Source organism: Candidatus Melainabacteria bacterium RIFOXYA2_FULL_32_9, assembly GCA_001784615.1.
Taxonomy (GTDB): domain Bacteria; phylum Cyanobacteriota; class Vampirovibrionia; order Gastranaerophilales; family UBA9579; genus UBA9579.
Genome location: MFRQ01000014.1, coordinates 1 through 19846 on the forward strand (window position 1 = coordinate 1; position 19846 = coordinate 19846).

The 19846-nt window shown below is 32.4% G+C and carries 14 protein-coding genes; 10 read left to right on the plus strand and 4 right to left on the minus strand.

From position 1 onward, the window contains the following. Nucleotides 1-316 precede the first annotated feature (316 nt). Complete coding sequence (locus A2255_06205; GenBank protein ID OGI23246.1) at nucleotides 317-697, plus strand: chorismate mutase; 381 nt, start codon at nucleotides 317-319, stop codon at nucleotides 695-697. Here the strand turns inward: A2255_06205 and A2255_06210 are convergent. Then, nucleotides 683-1588: a hypothetical protein gene (locus tag A2255_06210; GenBank protein ID OGI23247.1), complete on the minus strand. Its 906-nt coding sequence runs from the start codon at nucleotides 1586-1588 to the stop codon at nucleotides 683-685. The two genes, A2255_06205 and A2255_06210, sit on opposite strands and share 15 nt — an antisense overlap. A gap of 406 nt (nucleotides 1589-1994) precedes the next feature. Here A2255_06210 and A2255_06215 point away from each other — a divergent pair, with 406 nt between their 5' ends. From A2255_06215 to A2255_06245, 7 genes are all read left to right on the plus strand, one after another. Continuing rightward, nucleotides 1995-2864 (plus strand): hypothetical protein, encoded by an 870-nt coding sequence (locus A2255_06215; protein OGI23248.1) that lies wholly within the window; start codon nucleotides 1995-1997, stop codon nucleotides 2862-2864. 652 nt (nucleotides 2865-3516) lie between these two features. Further along, complete coding sequence (locus A2255_06220; protein OGI23249.1) at nucleotides 3517-5502, plus strand: hypothetical protein; 1986 nt, start codon at nucleotides 3517-3519, stop codon at nucleotides 5500-5502. Between the two features lie 222 nt (nucleotides 5503-5724). Further along, nucleotides 5725-7140, plus strand: coding sequence for a hypothetical protein (locus tag A2255_06225; protein ID OGI23250.1), 1416 nt, complete (start codon nucleotides 5725-5727; stop codon nucleotides 7138-7140). Between the two features lie 43 nt (nucleotides 7141-7183). Further along, nucleotides 7184-9295, plus strand: a complete 2112-nt coding sequence (locus A2255_06230) for a peptidase C39 (GenBank protein ID OGI23251.1) — start codon at nucleotides 7184-7186, stop codon at nucleotides 9293-9295. 13 nt (nucleotides 9296-9308) lie between these two features. Then, nucleotides 9309-10643 (plus strand): hypothetical protein, encoded by a 1335-nt coding sequence (locus A2255_06235; GenBank protein OGI23258.1) that lies wholly within the window; start codon nucleotides 9309-9311, stop codon nucleotides 10641-10643. A 108-nt stretch (nucleotides 10644-10751) separates the two neighbouring features. Continuing rightward, nucleotides 10752-12425: a hypothetical protein gene (locus A2255_06240; GenBank protein OGI23252.1), complete on the plus strand. Its 1674-nt coding sequence runs from the start codon at nucleotides 10752-10754 to the stop codon at nucleotides 12423-12425. Further along, nucleotides 12422-14446 carry a hypothetical protein gene (locus A2255_06245; GenBank protein ID OGI23253.1) on the plus strand — a complete coding sequence of 675 codons (2025 nt, stop codon included), beginning with the start codon at nucleotides 12422-12424 and terminating at the stop codon, nucleotides 14444-14446. The genes A2255_06240 and A2255_06245 overlap by 4 nt, the downstream gene beginning before the upstream one ends. Before the next feature lie 3 nt (nucleotides 14447-14449). On the opposite strand, the gene A2255_06250 is transcribed toward A2255_06245, so the two are convergent. The 3 genes from A2255_06250 to A2255_06260 form a co-directional block, all read right to left on the minus strand. After that, nucleotides 14450-14824: a hypothetical protein gene (locus tag A2255_06250; GenBank protein ID OGI23254.1), complete on the minus strand. Its 375-nt coding sequence runs from the start codon at nucleotides 14822-14824 to the stop codon at nucleotides 14450-14452. Between the two features lie 17 nt (nucleotides 14825-14841). Further along, on the minus strand, nucleotides 14842-15234 hold the full coding sequence (locus A2255_06255; GenBank protein ID OGI23255.1) for a hypothetical protein: 393 nt from the start codon (nucleotides 15232-15234) through the stop codon (nucleotides 14842-14844). A 116-nt stretch (nucleotides 15235-15350) separates the two neighbouring features. Then, entirely contained in the window at nucleotides 15351-16826 is a 1476-nt protein-coding gene (locus A2255_06260) for a B12-binding domain-containing radical SAM protein (GenBank protein ID OGI23256.1), read from the minus strand. 451 nt (nucleotides 16827-17277) lie between these two features. On the opposite strand from A2255_06260, the gene A2255_06265 reads away from it, so the two are divergent. Continuing rightward, nucleotides 17278-17592 carry a hypothetical protein gene (locus A2255_06265; GenBank protein ID OGI23257.1) on the plus strand — a complete coding sequence of 105 codons (315 nt, stop codon included), beginning with the start codon at nucleotides 17278-17280 and terminating at the stop codon, nucleotides 17590-17592. 534 nt (nucleotides 17593-18126) lie between these two features. Continuing rightward, entirely contained in the window at nucleotides 18127-19473 is a 1347-nt protein-coding gene (locus A2255_06270; GenBank protein ID OGI23259.1) for a glucose-inhibited division protein A, read from the plus strand. Nucleotides 19474-19846: the final 373 nt, after the last annotated feature.

The window sequence follows — 19846 nt, forward strand, 5'->3', positions numbered from 1 at the left end:
TGATTTTTCTCATTTTGGAATCAAATTTGATTCCTTTTGCTAAATAAAGTTTATTGACCCTTCTTTTGCTGGTTTCAAGAAGTGCTTCAACTGAATTTCTACCGTATACTATTTCATTTTTTTCCATATATATCTATCTAATCTAAAAGATGTTTAAATGTATTAATAAGATTATTTTATATTCAGTATAGGAAAAAATATAGTAAATTTATATTTGAGTCAATAGAAATTGCATTAGCTCTTGTTACCTATTCGATATTTGCTTTATGATTATCTAGTATAATCTTTGATTTGTCAGAGTAAAGGGAATTTTGTCATGAATGATCAATATAAAACAAGAGGCATTAGAGGAGCTATAACAGTTGAGAAAAATTCAAGTGATGCAATTCAAAAGGCTACCACTGAATTATTAAGTAGTATATTAAATGAAAATAAGGTTGTTGAAGATGACATTGTTAGTGTGATTTTTACATTAACCAATGACTTAACAGCTGATTTTCCTGCTAAAGCTGCCAGAAAATATTTTAGTTGGGATGATATACCAATGATTTGCGCACAGGAAATCCCTGTGCCAGGCAGCATAACATTATGTATAAGAGTTCTGATATTAATTAACACAACTCTTAGTAAAAAAGAGATTAAACATATTTATCTTGGTGAAGCTAGGAATTTACGTCCTGATTTAGTTGCGGACTAAATTTGGATTTAATGAATTTAAAAATTCCAATGCTTTACTTATAAACCATTCACTTGAATGGTGGCTTCCTGTTTTTGATATATATAATTGGGCTTCAGGATTACGTTTTGCAAGTTCGTATGCCATTTTTACCGGAACAGTTTCATCATTTACCGAATGCCCGATTAAGAGTGGATAATTAATCTTAAATATTTTATTTTCTGTCTCGAATTTCTGAGTTAAAGGCATAAATTTAACAAATTTAGTTGCCATATTTCCCCAAAACCCTCCACCTCCTTCCAGAATTCCTGTACTTGTAAGATGTATGGCTTCATCTCTAATATTGGTAAATGTGCTTTCAAGGATTATTCCTCGAAATCTATCTCTTGAAGCTACGTCTGCAACTACGGCCCCACCCATTGAACGTCCCCATAATATAATGTTGCTTTGTGGTATACGCTCAAACTCTTTCAAATATTTGATTGAAGATTCAAGGTCTATATACAGCCCAGTTTCAGATGGTGCCCCTTCACTTCTGCCATGTCCTCTATATTCAAGCATAAAAACACCATAACCATTATCAGCAAGGCCTTGTGCCACACTTTGCCATAAGCTGATATTTTCCCCCTGTCCATGGCAATATATTATTGTAGGTCTATTATTTTGTGCTTTTATATACCATGCATTTAACCTTACGCCATCCAGGCTGTAAAAGTATGTATCTTGAAGCCTCTCTTTAAGTTCCATTCTCAGGGGAACTATGTTTTTCTTTATTGGGTAGTAAATTAATTTTGTCTCCATATCCCCAAAGCCAAATGCTGCTTGATAAGACTGAAAGCTAAAAATACAAGATATAACTAAACAAATAAGACAAGTTGTCTTTCTTGAAGACCCCAAAAAGCTTAAATCCATACTTTCCCCTCTATTTATGCCTGAACTTAATATTTAAAAAATATTTAAACTTACTTAATTACATTAAGTATAAACCTTTTATCTTTCAAAAAACAAATGAAGTATCTTGGATTTAAATTTGGTCTATAAGACTGAATTAGCTTAAAAGTGATACTATTCGAGATTATTAGGATTTAGTCCAATTTGGTTTATGAAATTGTATATATTAGAACATAGAAATGCTTTACATTTCTTAATGAAATAAGTATGTTTTATATATTAGTTATATCTATAGATATAAGCGAATAAGCGGTTTAAATTTAATAAATTGGGGAAAAGTTAGAAGTAAATAATAAACATGAAAATGTTTTTATATAAATAGGGGTAAATATTTCTAAATTAGAGGAAAAAATATGGGGTATTATGCATGGTCAATCCGTTAACAAATTTTGGTAATCCTAGTTTTATTCCATATTCTAGCTCATTTACTAACCCAATGAGTTACAATGCCATCAATGATATGTTTGGGCAAAGTAGCATCTTTGGGCCGAGCAATAATATTCCGGTATCAGGTTCAGGCTCGAGCCTGTCTTACGGTTTAACATTGGCTAATCCGATGAAAAATCCAATGAGCTATAATGCTGTTAATGACATGTTCGGACTTAATAACAGGTTTGAACCTGTAGATTATGTATCTATAAGTGGTTTTGGAATGAGCTTACAAAACGATATGCCTTTACAAAGGTTATTTAATCTTACTGATGGTATGTTTAATTCCGGTAACACCTCAGGCACATCACTAGTAAATCTACCATTTATTAACGATTTAAGTGATGTATTCAGCAAACAATCTACAACTGATACAAATGACATTTCCTGGAATATTGATTCTCAAAGTTCAAATGGAGATACTAAATTACAAGGTTTATTTGGTAATTTAGATTCTCTTATGACTTCAGGTTCATTATCGCCGACTAACTCTGATGGTGCATCATTAGACTTTAGTTTACAAAATTCTGAAGGCGATTCTAAATTGAGAGAACTATTTGGTGGATTGGACTTACTGACTACTAATGGGCCACTACCTGCAACAAAATATGGTGATGTTTCCTGGAATTTTGGATTGCAGAGCCCAGAAGGTGATACTAAGCTGCAAAATCTATTTCGTGGGCTTGACTCGCTAACAACCAATGGCCCTTTACCAGCGTCTAATTATGGTGGGGTATCGTGGGACTTTAGTTTGTATGGTGATAAAAACCTGCAGAATTTATTTAATGGTATTGATCAGTTTACATAAAACTAATTTATTTCTTAATACATATCAAAACAGCCTTTTAAAAGGCTGTTTTGATATGTATTATTCAGGATAAGTAGATAATCAATCATAATATTTTGCTCGATTATTTGCTGGTTATAAGAAGTGCCAAAGGCACATATATAAGGTTGAAATAGTTAAAGACTTTAATAGTGTGACTGAGTCACCTACAAAAATACCTATTAGAATGAGCTTGTAATTTCAAAAACTCGTCGTTTTCGAAATTGTAAGCTCCCGCTTCGCTCATCAAAATCCATAAGTATTTTTTACGCTGTCCTTAGATATTAAAAAATAAACTGTTAGGTAAACTTTTGTAAAAAAAATAGGAAAAATTAAAAAAAATAGGAAATTAATTTAATCAAACTTACTTAATATTATTGGTAAGTTTTTTGTTTCAATATAATCAGATAGAGGACTTGAGGAAAGGAGTTATCAAGAAAGGGACAAAGCAGAGTTATTTTTTATATTTTTGTGTCAAATTTGAATTATTATTTATTATAGGTTAAATATTAATATTTCTATTAATATTTAAATGTTAAGATTGTGTTATTAGGATATACATCTTAATAACTCGACAAAGTTTGTTTGTATTTTTAAGTTTTGTGGAATAAAAAGGCTTGTAGGAGGGAAAACAATGGCGGATTTTATCGGAACAGAGGGTAACGATTATATTTACAGCGGTCCAGTTACAGATGATATTTATGATTTATTTAGTGGAGATGACACCGTAAGAATTGAATATGGTGGAAATGATACCTATAATACTGGTACTGGAAATGATTGGATTCGTGATGTTGCAGGTAATGATGTTTACATATTCAATTTAGGTGATGGTCAAGATCTTGTCTATGATTATAATGGTTCAGACACAATAAGATTTGGTGATGGCATTACTAAAACTAATACAGTATTCTCAAAAGTAGGTAATGACGTTGTTATAAGCATACAAGGTGCTACAGATTCAATAACAGTGAAAGACTGGTATCTTGTTGATTCATATGAACATAAAATAGAATCTATTCAGTTTAATAACGGTACTTCATATACTAAAGATGAAATTGAACAAATTATAGATGGTATCCTTATCTTAGGTACAGATAATAGTGATTCTTTAATTGGAAATAGCCTTGATAATACAATGATTGGCTATTTAGGCAATGATGTTTATACAGGCGGAACAGGTAATGATACCATCACTGATGCTTCAGGAAATGAAGTTTATAATTTTAATTCAGGCGATGGACAAGACATTATTTCTGACTTAAATGGAAATGATGTTGTAAAATTTGGCACTGGAATTGTTAAAGAAGATTTAGAATTTACACAAGATGGTAATAATCTTGTTATTAGCTTGAAAAATAGTACTGATAAAATAACTGTAAGTAACTGGTACGCTGATGATATTAACCAGATAGAAAAGTTTGAATTTGCTGATGGTACTTATATAACAAACGATGATATTAATGAGCCGCCAACACCAGCAGTACCAGAAATAAAAGGAACTAATTGTAATGACGCTTTATATGGTACAGCAGATAGTGAGGTTATTTTAGGATTAGCAGGAAATGATTATATTCGTGATTACGGCGGTAATGATACTATAAGAGGTGGTATTGGTAATGATCATATCCAAGACTATGCTGGTAATGACCTTATAAATGCTGGTAATGGTGATGATTGTATTCAAGATTATGCCGGTGATGATACCTTAAGAGGCGGTGCTGGCAATGATGGTATCCATGATTATGCTGGCAATGATCTCATAAATGGCGGTGCAGGTAATGACTGGATTCGTGATTATGCAGGTAATGATACCTTAAGAGGTGGTACTGGTAATGATCATATTCAGGATTATACTGGCAATGATCTGATAAATGGTGGCGACGGTGATGATTGTATTCAAGATTATGCCGGTGATGATACCTTAAGAGGTGGTGCTGGTAATGACGGCATCCAAGATTATGCTGGCAATGATCTCATAAATGGTGGTGCAGGTAATGACTGGATTCGTGATTATGCAGGTAATGATACCTTAAGAGGTGGAACTGGTAATGATTACATCCAGGATTATGCTGGCAATGACTTCATATATGGTGGCGACGGCGATGATGGTATTGAAGATTACACCGGTAATGATCTCTTAAAAGGTGGAACCGGCAATGATGGTATTTATGATTATGCAGGTAATGATACTATAATTGGTGGCGCTGGCAAGGATTACATTGTCGATTATGCCGGCAATGATACCTATATATTTAATAGTGGTGATGGCAAAGATCTTCTTTGTGATGTGAGCAATAATAAGCAAGAAGTTGATACACTCATATTTGGTTCAGATGTATCAAAACAAAATATAGCTATGTTCAAGAAAGGTTCTGATTTAATAATATCTTATGGTTCTGGTGATGAAGTAACTATTAGTCATCAATTTAGTGGCAGAAAAGGAATTGAAGTATTCCAATTAGGTAATGAATTCTTGACTGATACCGATGTGAATAAGATTATTCAAGATATAGCTTCTTATGATAAGGCTAATAAGTGTGTATCAATAAACAGCATTAGTGATGTTCAATCAAATGATCACTTAATGAATCTTATTGCTGGTTCATGGCAGTCATAAAATAGTAGTGCTACAACGTAGACTGATAGTTTTAAATTAAGTCTACCTATTTCAAAGAATACAGCGATGACTTAAGTTAGGTAATGGATATTACTCATAAAAATTTTATAGAAAAAATTACCTGATTGTATAGAAATAAATTATCTTATTTTATAGAAAAGGAAGAATCAAAAATTCTTTCTTTTTTTATATGCGCAATTTATAATAATTGGCATGAGTAGCATGAAAAAAATCGTATTTATATTAACTTTTTACGTATGCCTTCTGAGCAATATAGGCATAGATACTGCGTTTGCTGAAAAAATTGACTACAATTATATACTTGATAAAGCAAAAGAAAACTCGTTTGATTTAAAAATATCAAATATTGATATAGATATAAGTAAATCTGGAGTTAAAGAAGCAAGGTCATTATATTATCCAACCTTGAAATCTCAGTTTTATTCAGAATATGCTCACGATATGACAAATGGAGTTCAAACCTTTTCATCAGTTGGTACTAGCATTGTAAATTCCAGCACAAAATATCAGGATTTATTTACTTTAAACTTATCTTATAACTTATATGATTTTGGTATAAAAGGGAAAAAACTTGATATTGCAAAGAAAGATGTTTCGGAAAAGAAAATAGTATATGATAAAAATTTAAAAGATTTAAAATTAAAAATAATTGATATTTATACCAGAGCACTTATAACTCACAAAGAATTAAACAGTAAAAAAGAAATATATCCTATTTATAAAGAGCTTTTTGCTATGGAAGAAAAGCTTTACACAGCAGGAACCTCTTCAAAAATTGAAGTTGCAGATGAAGCTATAAGAATGGCTAAAACAGCTGATGAGGTAGATGCTTTAAAGACAAGATTCAAGTTATTATTGAAAGATTTATCTTATTTTACTCAGGAAAATTATGATTCGGATACCATTGAGTTAGTTGATTATTCTGAAATAGATGAATCATACGTGAGTAATGTGAATTTTGAAAAAGATCAAGGCGAAACTTTTAAGCTTGGAGTGGTAAAAGAGCAGGCAAAATTAGATATCGGTGATATGGATTATGAAAAAACTCCTGATTATAGAATTTATCAACTGGAAATTGAGAAAAAAGAAACTGAACTTCAAATATTAAAAAGAGAAAGATTGCCTGTATTTGGGATGTATTCCAGTTATAACTTTTATGGTACTGACAAAAATGATTTCCTTGATTCTGTTAATGATCTTCAGGATAGAAGCGTATCTGTTGGTGTCTCTGCTACATTAACACCGTTTGATGGATTTAAAACCTCAGCAAATATAAAAAAATTGGAACTTGAAATAGAAAGATTAAAACTAGTTCGTGATCAAAAAATGGCAGAACTAAAAAATAGATATGAAAAGTTGAATGAAGAAGCTTTATACTACAATGGACAATCCGGTACGCAAGAAGAATTGCTTGTCAAAATACAAAATAAGCTTTCAATGATTGAAAAAATGGCACAGCAGGAACTTATAGATAAACCTACTTTGCTAAATCAAAAAGCTGATCTTATACAGCAAAAAGTGGAGCTTGAAAAAGCTATAATTAATAGAGTAGCAGCAGTAAAGAAGCTGAATGTCTATTCTGAAGATTCTGAAACTGTACCCAAATTAGATAATTAATATCTTATAACTTATCCTGGATAATTAGGGAGATTAAATAAAAATGCAAACGGCTCTTATATCTTTTGAATTAATAGCAAGAATAAATAGAATAAATGTAGATTTGAGGTCAATCGTCAGAGAGTACGGTATTACAGATTCTGATCTTACAAAAGAAGAGTTAATAAGAGTAGTTAAGAATTTTGAGTTTAAAGCTAAATTAAAGAAAATGCCGCTCGCTAATCTGTCAGAGAAATATCCTTTACCTGCTATTTTTATATATAAAGATAATAGTTACGGTGTTGTTTTGAAGGTTAATTCCCAGGATAGCAAGGTTTTAGTTTTTACTCCAAAAGAAAAAAAGACAGAAGAGTTAACTTTTCAGGAATTTGATGATATTGCTGGCGGTGAGTTTATTGTCTTAACTCATAAATTGATTACTTCTCAGATACAATTTGGATTTAAATGGTTTTATGCTGAAATTCTCAAATATAAGCAAGTAATGGCCGAAGTATTACTGGGTTCATTTGTAGTTCAACTATTTGGACTTGTAATTCCCCTATTTACCCAGGTAATTTTGGATAAAGTTATAGTTCACAGAAGCATGACAACGCTGGATGTGCTTGGTATTGCTTTTGTGGCTGTGATTATTTTTGAGTTTTTACTGAACATTTCAAGAAATTATATCTTTATTCATACTGCAAGCAAGATAGATGCAAAATTAGGATCTAAGCTGTTTAAGCATTTATTTTCCTTGCCTTTTATATACTTTGAGTCAAGAAAAGTTGGTAACATTATAGCTAGAATTAGAGAACTTGATGTTATTAGAGACTTTATTACCAATAAATCAGTATCTGTAATAATCGACCTACTTTTCTCATCTGTATTTGTACTGGTAATGTTTTTATATAGCGTTAAATTGACACTGATCGTTCTTGGCTTTGTTTCTTTAATCGCTATATTATACCTGACTGTTACACCTGAATTGAGAAACAGGCTAAATAACAAGTTTCAGATGGGAGCTCAGTCTAATTCATATCTTGTAGAATCTGTTACAGGGGTACAAACCGTTAAATCACTTGCAATTGAAGGTTCAATGCAAAGAAAATGGGAAGACTATCTTGGAAATTACGTAAATTCAAGTTTTAAGCTTTCTCTTATGGGGACTTTTGCCGGTGCAATTTCAGGTTTATTCCAAAAAATGATGACAATTACAATTCTCTATATTGGAGTTAAGCTTGTAATTGATAATAAACTCACTATTGGTCAGTTAATAGCATTCCAAATGTTTGCAAATCAGTTTTCTGCTCCTGTACTAAGATTGGTGAATTTATGGAATGAGTTTCAACAGGCTTTATTAGCTGTTGATAGACTTGGCGATATTCTTAATCATCCTGTTGAAATCCAGTCAAGCAAAGCAATAACTCTTCCTGAAGTAAAAGGTTCAGTTAAATTAGATGATATTTCTTTTAAATATACGCTTGATTCTCCTACTGTACTCGATAACGTCAGCTTCGAGATTCAGCCTGGCATGAGTGTTGGCTTGGTTGGAAGAAGCGGTAGCGGTAAAAGTACGATTACAAAACTAATCCAGAGGCTTTATATTCCAAATGAAGGCGCTATTTATCTCGATGGCATGGATATAAGGCATCTTAATCCTATCTGGCTCAGATATAATATTGGCATTGTCTTGCAGGAAAGTTACCTCTTTAGTGGAACTATAAGGGAAAATATTGCTTTACCAAGACCTGATGCTCCTATTGAGTTGATAATTGAAGCAGCTAAAATTGCCGGGGCTCATGAATTTATAGCACAGCTTCCTGAAGGATATGAAACCATAGTTGGAGAAAGAGGTTCAACTCTTTCAGGGGGACAGAAACAAAGAATTGCTATAGCTAGAGCTCTTATAACTAATCCAAGAATTTTAATATTTGATGAAGCTACTTCATCTCTTGATTATGAATCAGAAAGAATCATTCAGAATAATATCAATATGATTAAAAAAAGCAGGACTATGTTTATAGTTGCGCATAGACTTACTACGGTTAAAGATTGCGATCTTATCATTGCTCTTGATAAAGGAAAAATTATAGAAATTGGTAATCATCAAGGGTTAATGGAGAAAAATGGCTACTACTGTCATTTATACAAACAGCAGGAGTTGAGTAATGTTTAGTAAAATAACTGCAATATTTAAAAGATTATCCGAAAAGGTTTATAAATTTCTTGGTAAAGACGATTCTCATGAATTTAAGCCTATACTTGCTGAAATTGAAGAAAATCCTGTGAGTCCTTTAGGAAGATCAATCTTCTGGACAATAATATCAATTATTGTTTTTACGGCTTTATGGATGTATTTCGGTAAAGTTGATGTTGTAATTTCAGCTAGAGGTACCGTTATTCCTGATGGCGAGATTAAAATATTGCAGCCTCTTGAAACCGGTGTTGTAGAGGAAATTCTTGTTAAAGAGGGTGATTTTGTTAAAAAAGGGCAGGTTGTAATGGAGATAAATCCCTCCACAGTTGATCCTGAATTACAATCTGCCCAAAAGAATCTTGCTCATGTTCAGCTTGAAATGGGGAGATTAGGAGCTATGACTGGTGGTACAGGATTCCTCTCAGCTGGACAAAATGCTGATGCAATAAAAACTCAGAGAGAAATTTATGCTTCAACTATGGATAGCCTTAAAAAACAGTTATTAACAAAGGAAATTGAACTGACTAAAGTTGAAGAACGTATAAAAGCAACAAAAGCAGAGAAAAATAATTATCAAACTTTATTAGACACAAGGGTTGAGAAAGAAAAAAGGCTAAAACCAGTTCTTGATATTATTGCTAAAGATGAATATGAAAAAGTAGTTAATGATATATCTACTTACGATGCTAATACTAAGAGTTCAGCTTATAAGCTGGAAGAATTAAGTCAGCAAAAACAACAAATACTTGAAGAAATGGCTTATGTAAAACAGAATTTTAAATCAGAAAATTTAAAAGAATTGTCTGATAAACAAAAGCAGGTAAATGAATTACAGGCTTATATTCAGGAAGCCGCATTTAAAAGTGCAAAGCAAAAAATTGTCTCTCCTGTAAACGGTTATGTGAATACAATTATGATGCATACGATTGGTGGTGTTGTTACTCCTGCTGAGAAACTCCTGTCAATTGTCCCTGTAAATACCCCTCTCGTTGTAAAAGCAACTGTATTGAATAAAGATATAGGGTTTGTTTTGCCAGATATGCCAGTATCAATAAAAATAGATACATATGAATTCCAAAAGTATGGCATATTAAATGGGAAAGTAAAAACTGTGGCTAAAACCAGTATCGAGCATGAAAAACTTGGTCCTGTATATGAAATATGGGTAACTCCATTAAATACAAATCTTCTTGTTGAAGGAAAAGAAAAGTCTATATATCCCGGATTAAGTTTAACTGCTGAGATAAAAGTCAAAAAGAGAAGAATTATCGAATTCTTTATATATCCTCTAATTAAATATTGGAATGAAGGTATAACTGTAAGATAAATCCTTCAAGTAATCTTAATTATGTCCCTATATTCTCAGGTCATTAATCTGCAAAATTTTACATAGAAGGTAATTTGAGTTTATAATAATTTTGTCTGGGTGAGGAAAATGGTAAAAGAGCAGGAAACTTTAAATTTAGCTATACAATGTCATCAGGAAGGAAACTTTGAAGCTGCAGAAAAGCTTTATAGAGAGATATTAGAATATAATCCTACTAATGATAGTGTTTTGTATTGTCTAGGAGTGATGGCAAACCAATTAGGCCATTATGCAGCTGCAATAAGTTATTTAAGTAAAGCTGTAGAGCTAAATCCAACATTTGATTACTATAAAGATCTTGGAAATATATATTTTGATTTAAGTAGGACAGAGGAAGCAATATACTGTTATAAAAAAGTTCTTGAATTAAAGTTGGATGATATTGATACTCACTATAATCTTGGTTTAATTTATCAGCAAACAAATAATTTTGATGACGCTATAAAGTGCTTCGAGAACGTACTAAGGTTAAATGATAAAGATGTTGCAGTATACAATATGCTTGGTGGTTTGTATTTTAATTTCAAAAAAGAATTTCTTACTGCAATTAAATGTTTTGAAAAAGCTATAGAGATTAAACCTGATTATGCTGATGCCTATTTTAATCGTGGTCTTGTATTTAACTATGTTGATAAGATAGATGAAGCGATAAAAAACTACGAGAAAGCTTTAGAACTTAATTTAAATTCAGATGCTTTATATATTAATCTTGGTACCGCTTTTCAAGATAAGAAAGATATTGAAAAAGCGATATATTTTTATAAAAAAGGTTTAGAACTTTATCCTGATAATTCAGTTTTGCGTTTTAATCTTGGATGTTGTCTGGTTAAAAATGGGGATTTTAAAGATGGTTGGGAATATTTAGAAAGTAGAATGGATATATTTGAACATCATAAGTTAAAGTTTGACCCAAATCTAAAGCCAAAATGGGACGGAAACCAACCAATACAGGATAAAATTATCTATATATACCCTGCTTCAATGAGTTTTGGTAATGGTGATTCAATGAATTTTGCCAGATATATGCCAATACTTGAAGCTATGGGGGCAAAAGTTTTGTGCAAAGTTCAACCAGGACTTGTGCGGTTATTTAAACAAAGTAATTTAAAAGCTGAAATTATTGATAACTCTACTCCTGATGAATCATTGGAATTTGATTACCAAATGCCGTTTATGAGTTTGCCTGGTGCATTTGAGGCAAATCCTGATAATATCCCTTTCAAAAATTCTTATCTTAAAGCAGATCCTGAAAAAGTGAATTATTATAAGGAAAAATATTTCGATAATAATAGCTTTAAGGTTGGTATATTCTGGTTTTCAGAAGTTTCAAGCACAGATAGAATTATGTCTTTAAGTGATTTTTATCCTTTAATTCAGTTAGAAAATATAAAAGTATATTCTCTGCAAAAAGGGAGTGGAATTGAGCAATTAAATTCTCTTCCTGAAGGTATGGAAGTGGTGAATCTTGGAGAAACATTTAATGATTTTTCTGATACCGCTGCTGCTATAGAAAATCTGGATCTTGTGATTACTCCTGATACTTCAATTATACATTTAGCGGGTGCATTAGGTAAACCAGGGTGGGTTATGCTGCCTTTCTTATGTGATTGGCGATGGTTAACCGATACCGAGGATTCAATCTGGTATGAAAGTGTTAGATTATTCAGGCAAAATGAGCCACGTAATTGGCATGGGGTAATGGAAAAAGTAGTTAATGCTCTTAAAGTAAAATTAAGCGAGTGATAAAAGACCAGGAAATGTTAACACAAGCAATAGAGCAACATCAAACAGGAAACTTTCAGGAAACAGAAATTTTATATAGACAGATACTGCAAAACAATCCTGAAAATGATGTTGCATTGTACTATTTAGGAATAATGGCATGTGAACTTGGCCAATCAGAGATAGCTATAGAGAATTTAAGAAAAGCGATAGATATAAATCCGATATATGAATATTACAAGGATTTAGGGAATATTTACTTTGATATAAATAATAACTATGAAGCAATTCACAGTTATGAGCAAGTTATAAAGCTAAATAACAATGATATAGATGTATATTTTAACCTTGGATTATTGTACTGGCAGGTAAGGGAAATAGAGAAAGCTAGAAATAGCTTTGAAAATGTAATCAGGATAAATAACAATGACGCTGAAGCATATAATCATTTAGGAAGCATTTATTATAATGAATTTAAAGATGCACAAAAGGCAATAGAATGTTTCAACAGGGTTATAGAAATAAATCCTGGATATGCAGATGGCTATTTTAACCTAGCGCTAGCATATAACTCAATAAATGAGAAAGATAATTCAATTAAATCCTATCAGAAGGCTGTAGAGATAAATCCTGAACATTTTCAGGCATATTTAAATCTTGGGATCTTGCTTATCGAGAAAGACAGAATTGAGGAATCCATAGTTTGCTTTGAGAGAGTTATTCAACTTAAACCTGATTATCCAGAAGCTTATTACAATTTAGGAAATTCTTTACAGGAAAAGGGCGAATTTGAAAAAGCTCAATTTTATTATCAAAAAGCTGCTGAGGTAAAACCTGATTTTGTAGAAGCATATAATGGTCTTGGCCTTGCTTTGAGTCAGCAAGGCAGATTAGATGAAGCAATCAAGAGTTATAAAAAAGCTATTGAATTAAATTCTAGTAATGCCGTTAAAGAATTCGCAGTAAAACTTGATTTTGCAGAAATATATATCAATCTGGGAAGAGCTTTTTATGATAACCTGAACATTGATCAGGCAATAAAATATTATCAAAAGGCTATAGATATTAGCCCTGGCTATTCTGAGGCTTATTTTGGCTTAGCATATATTAATCTCTTAAATGGTAATTTTGACAAAGGCTGGGAATATTACGAACATAGATTATCCATTGGCGATAAAAAAAATAAGAATCTACCAGTCTTTATAAAGCCAAAATGGAATGGAAAAGAGTCAATACAAGGTAAAACAATCTTTGTATATCACGAGCAAGGATTTGGAGATTCGCTACAATTTGTAAGATATCTTCCTTTATTACATTCGTTAGGAGCTAAAGTATTATTTAAACCTCAAAAAGGATTAGAAAAATTATTAAAACAGAGCGATCTTAAAGCAGAAATTATTGATAATTCTATTCCAGACAAAACGCTTACATACGATACTCACATTTCACTTATGAGTTTGCCTTATTGTCTTAAAGCTAACTCTGAAAATGTTCCATTTAAAGATAAATATCTAAAAGTTGACCCTGAAAAGGTTGATTATTATAGAAAAAAATATTTTCAAACTGATAAATTTAAGGTAGGTATTTTCTGGCAAGGCAGGAAAGAGTATAAAGATGATAACAATAGGTCAATTCCCCTTGAATATTTCTTAAAGTTATCACAAATAAAAGATGTTAAGTTGTTTTCTTTTCAAAAAGGCTATGGAATAGAGCAGCTTGAAGATATATCTGAAAGAATAGAAATAATAAATCTTGGAGAAACATTCAATGATTTTTTAGATACTGCTGCTGCTATAGAAAATCTTGATTTGTTTATAACTATTGATACATCAGTAGCGCATTTGTCTGCTGCTCTTAATAAGCCCACCTGGATATTACTTTCTTATGTGCCTGAATGGAGATGGGGGCTAACTGGAGAAACATCTTACTGGTACAATAGTGTAGAGTTATTTAGGCAAAGAGACCCCGGTAATTGGGATGAATTATTGAATAGAGTAACTAAAAAACTTAATAATATCTTAAGAAACTGTTTGAAAAGTTAAGATTTAGGCTAATTTTCTAAGCATTAAATGTAACATTGAAGCATAAACCATATTCTCACTGCTTCTTGGTAAATATTCATAGTCTTTACATAGTATTCTGTAATTATTCATCCACGCAAAAGTTCTTTCAACTATCCAGCGATGAGGTAAAACTTCAAAGCCTTTTGAGGTTCTTTCCACGATATCCAAGAACCAATGAAACATAATCCACACATACCAAATCAACATTCCTCTGTAACCTGCATCCGCCCAAATAATTTCTAATCTTGGCATTTTGTACCTGGCTTTTAAAAGCACAAGTTTTGCACTAACGCTGTCGTGGATATTGGCTTGATGTACAACTAAACTGTGTATCAAACCCAGAGTATCAACTAAAATATGTCTTTTTCTGCCTTTTATCTTTTTGCCACCGTCATAACCTTTATCTTTTCTTGCAATTGCAGTTTTGACAGATTGGCTGTCAATAATTGCAGCTGACGGAGATTCGTTTTTTCCTTTTTTTTACGAACAAGTTTGACAATTTCGTCATGAATCACTTGCCAGGTATCATCAAGTGACCAATTGTTAAAATACTCGTAAACTGTTCTCCAAGGCGGATAGTCATTTGGTAGTTGTCTCCACTGACAACCTGTTTTCACTTTGTACCAAATTGCATCAAGAATATCTTTCATTGAATGCTTACGAGGTCTACCACCTTGTTTTGCCGGCGGTATAAGTGGTTCTAAAATTTTCCATTGTTTAAAAGATAAATCACTTGGATATCGTTTCTTTTCCAATACTGCTGTCATAATTCCCCCTCTTTACATTTACGACAACAATATCGTCTATTTTTTAAAGCTTTTCAAACACGTTCTAAAAACTTCTACCATGACTGGTAGAAGTAAATTATTTAATTAATCCTTTATTAAGCTGCTTTTACTCGAAATATCTTTTGAAAGTGAGCATAATAAACCGCCATTGCAATTGCTTTAGGAAATGATTTTGGATATTTAAACAAGCTTATAAAGAATAATCGCCAGTAATATTTCCTGCCACTTTGAAATATACCAAGTACAAACATTGATCTAATTAGTGCAATTGCATATTTAAAGTTTATTTTCTCGACATTATGCGCTTTATAATTTTCTAGAAATGTTTGGATTCTTTCATAATACTTTCGTGGAGAATAAACCGAAGATATGATATTTTTATAACCATTTATAAGTATTTCTGTGTCAATTTTAGGAATAAAATTGGTTGAAAAGTCAGTATTATTTCCGGAACTGGAGCTAAGCAGTCTGTTTTCCTGTTTTAATCGTTCATATAATCTTGTATTAGGCAGTGCTTGTAAGAGACCTATCATGGCTACAACTACACCTGTTTTTTGTATAAAGTCTATTTGTCTTGCAAATATTGAAATATCATCACTATCAAAACCAACTATAAATCCGCCTGTTACTTCTATACCATAGCCCTGGATTTTTTTAACAGAAGAAACAAGATCACGATTTTTGTTTTGAATTTTGCCACATTCTTCTAGACCTTCTGTAGATGGAGTCTCAAGGCCGATGAATACACTATCAAATCCTGCCCTTCTCATTAATTCAAGTAATTCATCATCATCAGCTAAGTTTAATGATACTTCCGTCATAAATGTAATTGGTCTTTTTACGTATTTCTTCCACCTGACTAAGGACTTAAGCAGCTCTTTGGATTTAGCTTTATTTCCTATAAAATTGTCATCCACAACAAATATTGGCCCATTCCAGCCTTGTCTAATAAGCGCATTTATTTCTTTGACTACTTGAATAGGCTTTTTAGTTCTTGGGATTCTTCCGTTTAAATTTACAATATCGCAGAATTCACAATCAAAAGGGCAACCTCTTGAGTATTGAATAGGCATTTTTGAGTAGCTTTTAGAATCAAGCAATTCCCATTGCGGTATAGGAGATAACGCTATATCAGGTTTAATATCTGATGTATAAACCCTTTTTAGATTTTTATTTTCTAAGTCTTTTAGAAATAAAGGTAAAGTAACTTCACCCTCATCCAAAACAAAATGATCAACATCGGGAAACTCTTCATATAAACTTGTAAATAACGGTCCCCCTGCAACTACTTTAACTCCTAATCGTTTACATTTTTCTATAACTTTGTTTGCAGATTCTCTCTGGGTTATCATTGCGCTAATAAATACATAATCAGCCCAGAGAATATCCTTATCTTTCAATTTACTAACATTCATATCAATCAGCTTCCTGTCAAACTTTTCTGGAAGCATCGATGCAACAGTAAGTAAACCTAGAGGTGGCAAGAGGGCTTTCTTGGAGATATATTTAAGTGCGTGCTTAAAACTCCAAAAAGTATCTGGATATTGTGGATAGACTAGTAAAATTCTCATAGGGACATCCTCCTTAATCTCTCTTTGTATGGTAAGCCTTAACCCTAGTACTCTGTCTCCAAAATTATGAAGAAGGGGGATATGTTATTGGAGAAGCCTATGTTTCATGTCAATTTAATGTGACAAGGTCACTTATTTAAGTCATCAATTATTCCAGTGAGGACTTAATTATGTGCGTTAGCACCAGCGACGGAAATAATATATACCCCTTAAGCTTATGGGTCATTCCACTAGTAAGAATAAAAAGGTTAAATTTTTCTAACTAATAGGGATTAGAGTTCTCACAATACATTTGCAAGATAAATTATACTGTTTATAAGCCTTTTGAAATAATAATCACTTGGGTAACCCGGGTGGCTAATATTATGTAATTTGAAAATATAATGTAGACTTTGTAATCTGTTTAGTGAATAATTTAATAGTTACAATTCATGTAAGGAAAGAGTTCCAAATGTTTAATCAAAATTTTGAAGACCAACAATTACAATGCGCAGATTGTGGTCAGTCATTTGTTTTCAGTGCAGAAGATCAAGAGTTTTATCATCAAAAGAGATATTCAACTCCAAAAAGATGTCCTGTATGCAGAGCAAATAGAAAATTAAGCGACACAAGAGGTAGAGGACAAAGCAACAGCAGACCAGGAGGTTATAATAAACCTCAGTACAGAGTAATATGCAGCTCTTGTAATTGTGAAACCACAGTTCCTTTTGAACCAAAAAGTGATAGACCTGTTTATTGTTCTGATTGTTATAGAAATAATTATTAAGGAATAAAATTTTGGCTAAAAATAATCAGAAAAAAGAAAAAGCTGAGCGTAACAAGGCTTATGCTAATAAATATAAAAAAAGATCAGCTAATAGTAAATTTGGAAATAGAAGAAGCAGTAACAGTAAATAAGTGATTTTGCTGCTCCTTAGTGAGATTTATATTCGATATCCTTTTTTATAATTAATAAATTGAGCTCTTTGTAAAAGATGAGCAAGTTTAAGCATATTTAAGTAGTTAAAACTACTTAAATATGCTTAATTTATTAAATAAATTTATTAGCCAAAAGCCCGTATTTTCAGAGCGTAAAGAACTTTAAATTTTGAAAAAATAATAAAAATAAAATAGCAATTCTTATTATTTATAGAACTTAAATATAAAGAATACACGAAAATGTATGCGGGAATAGAGAAGTATTATGATCAGCAGAATATCACCATCATTTGGTTCTAACGGTCATGTTTATGCCCAAAAATTAAATTTGCTCGATCCTGTAAAGAAAAGCAGTCAGGTTGCAGATAGAGCAAATCAGGAAGTGAAAAATTTTGATGTTGTTGTAGCAGGTGGTGGAATAGCTGGAACTATAGCTGGTATAGCAGCTGCAAAAGAAGGAGCAAAAGTACTAGTAATTGAACCCAATGGTTTCTTAGGAGGAACATTAACTGCATCAGGGGTAGGTCCTATGATGTCATTTCATGCAGGAAATAAGCAGGTTATTAAAGGCATTGCCGATGAGCTGATAGAAAGGCTAAAGAAGAGAGAAAAGTCTCCGGGCCACATTTTAAATTCAACAAATTCCATAACACCTTTTGACACAGAAGCAATGAAGTATGAGCTTGAAACAATGCTTCTGGAAAGTGGTGGAGAAGTTCTTTATCATACTACGCTTGCAGGTACAGATGTATCTAATAATAAAATACAGAGTGTAAAAGTCTTAAATAAAGCTGGTTTAAGTGATATTAAGGCTAAGGTGTTTATAGACGCTACCGGTGATGGGGATTTGAGTGCCTGGTCTGGTGTTCCATTTACTAAGGGAAGAGAAAATGATGGAGCTACTCAGCCTATGACTCTGATAATGAAATATAATAATGTAAATACGGAAAAATTGAGAAAATACATTAAAGAAAATCCTGATAAATTTCCTCTTATGCGTGAAGATATTTCAACAATTGACAATACACCTAGGCTATCTGTTATAGGGTTTGAAAAAGAGTTTAATGAGGCAAAACAAAAGGGCGAAGTGACAATTCCAAGAGAAGATGTTCTGTTTTTTGAAACTAACAATCCAGGTGAGGTCATAATTAATACTACCAGAATTTTAGACCATGATGGTACTGATCCTTGGAGTTTAAGCAAAGCAGAGATAGAAGGAAGAAGGCAGGCCAGGGAATTAGAAGCATTTTTTAAGAAATATGTACCAGGCTTTGAAAAAGCAGTATTTACTCAGAGTGGACCATCCATTGGTGTAAGAAGCTCAAGGCAGATAGAGGGTGAATACACTATTACTGCTGAGGATTTACTGAAAGAGCGGAAATTTAAAGATACTATAGCTCACTCAGGATACCCTATAGACATGCATAATCCTGATGGAGAGGGAACTACCCTTATTAGGTTGAAGCAGGGGCATTATTACAATTTACCTTATCGTGCATTAATTCCTAAAAATATTGAGAATTTACTAGTTCCTGGAAGAAATCTTTCTGCTACACCTGAAGCTCAAGCAGCTATAAGAACAACTCCGACACTGGCAGCTCTGGGTGAAGCAGCAGGCACAGCAGCAGCTGCTGCTGCTAAAGATGATGGTAATGTCAGAAGCGTTAATACCAAGAAATTACAAAAAGAATTGGTTAAAAATGGAGCTTATCTAGATGTCTGCGCCTAAAGGTGCCAACAATCTTTTTGTGAATTAATCTACAAAAATTAGTTAATTTATTAAGCTTGGTATTCCTGGATTGACAATATCAGAACTTTTATTCTGCAAAATGCTGCTTGAATAATTGGCCAATCTTGCTGGGATTTATGAATGGTGCACAGTGCGCACCCTGCCCGACTCAACAATCTTGTCAGTGTGGACTTAAATCCCACCCTACATAACTTGCTATATGTGCAATGTGTTTTTAATTTTCTTCTACAACGTTTGTTATTAATTCGCCGTAAATATCAACACTTCCTGTTATTTCTTCTATAACATATTTAAGATCTTTATTTTTAGTGAGTTCAGTTTCTATTTTTTCATATGCTTTACTAATATCACT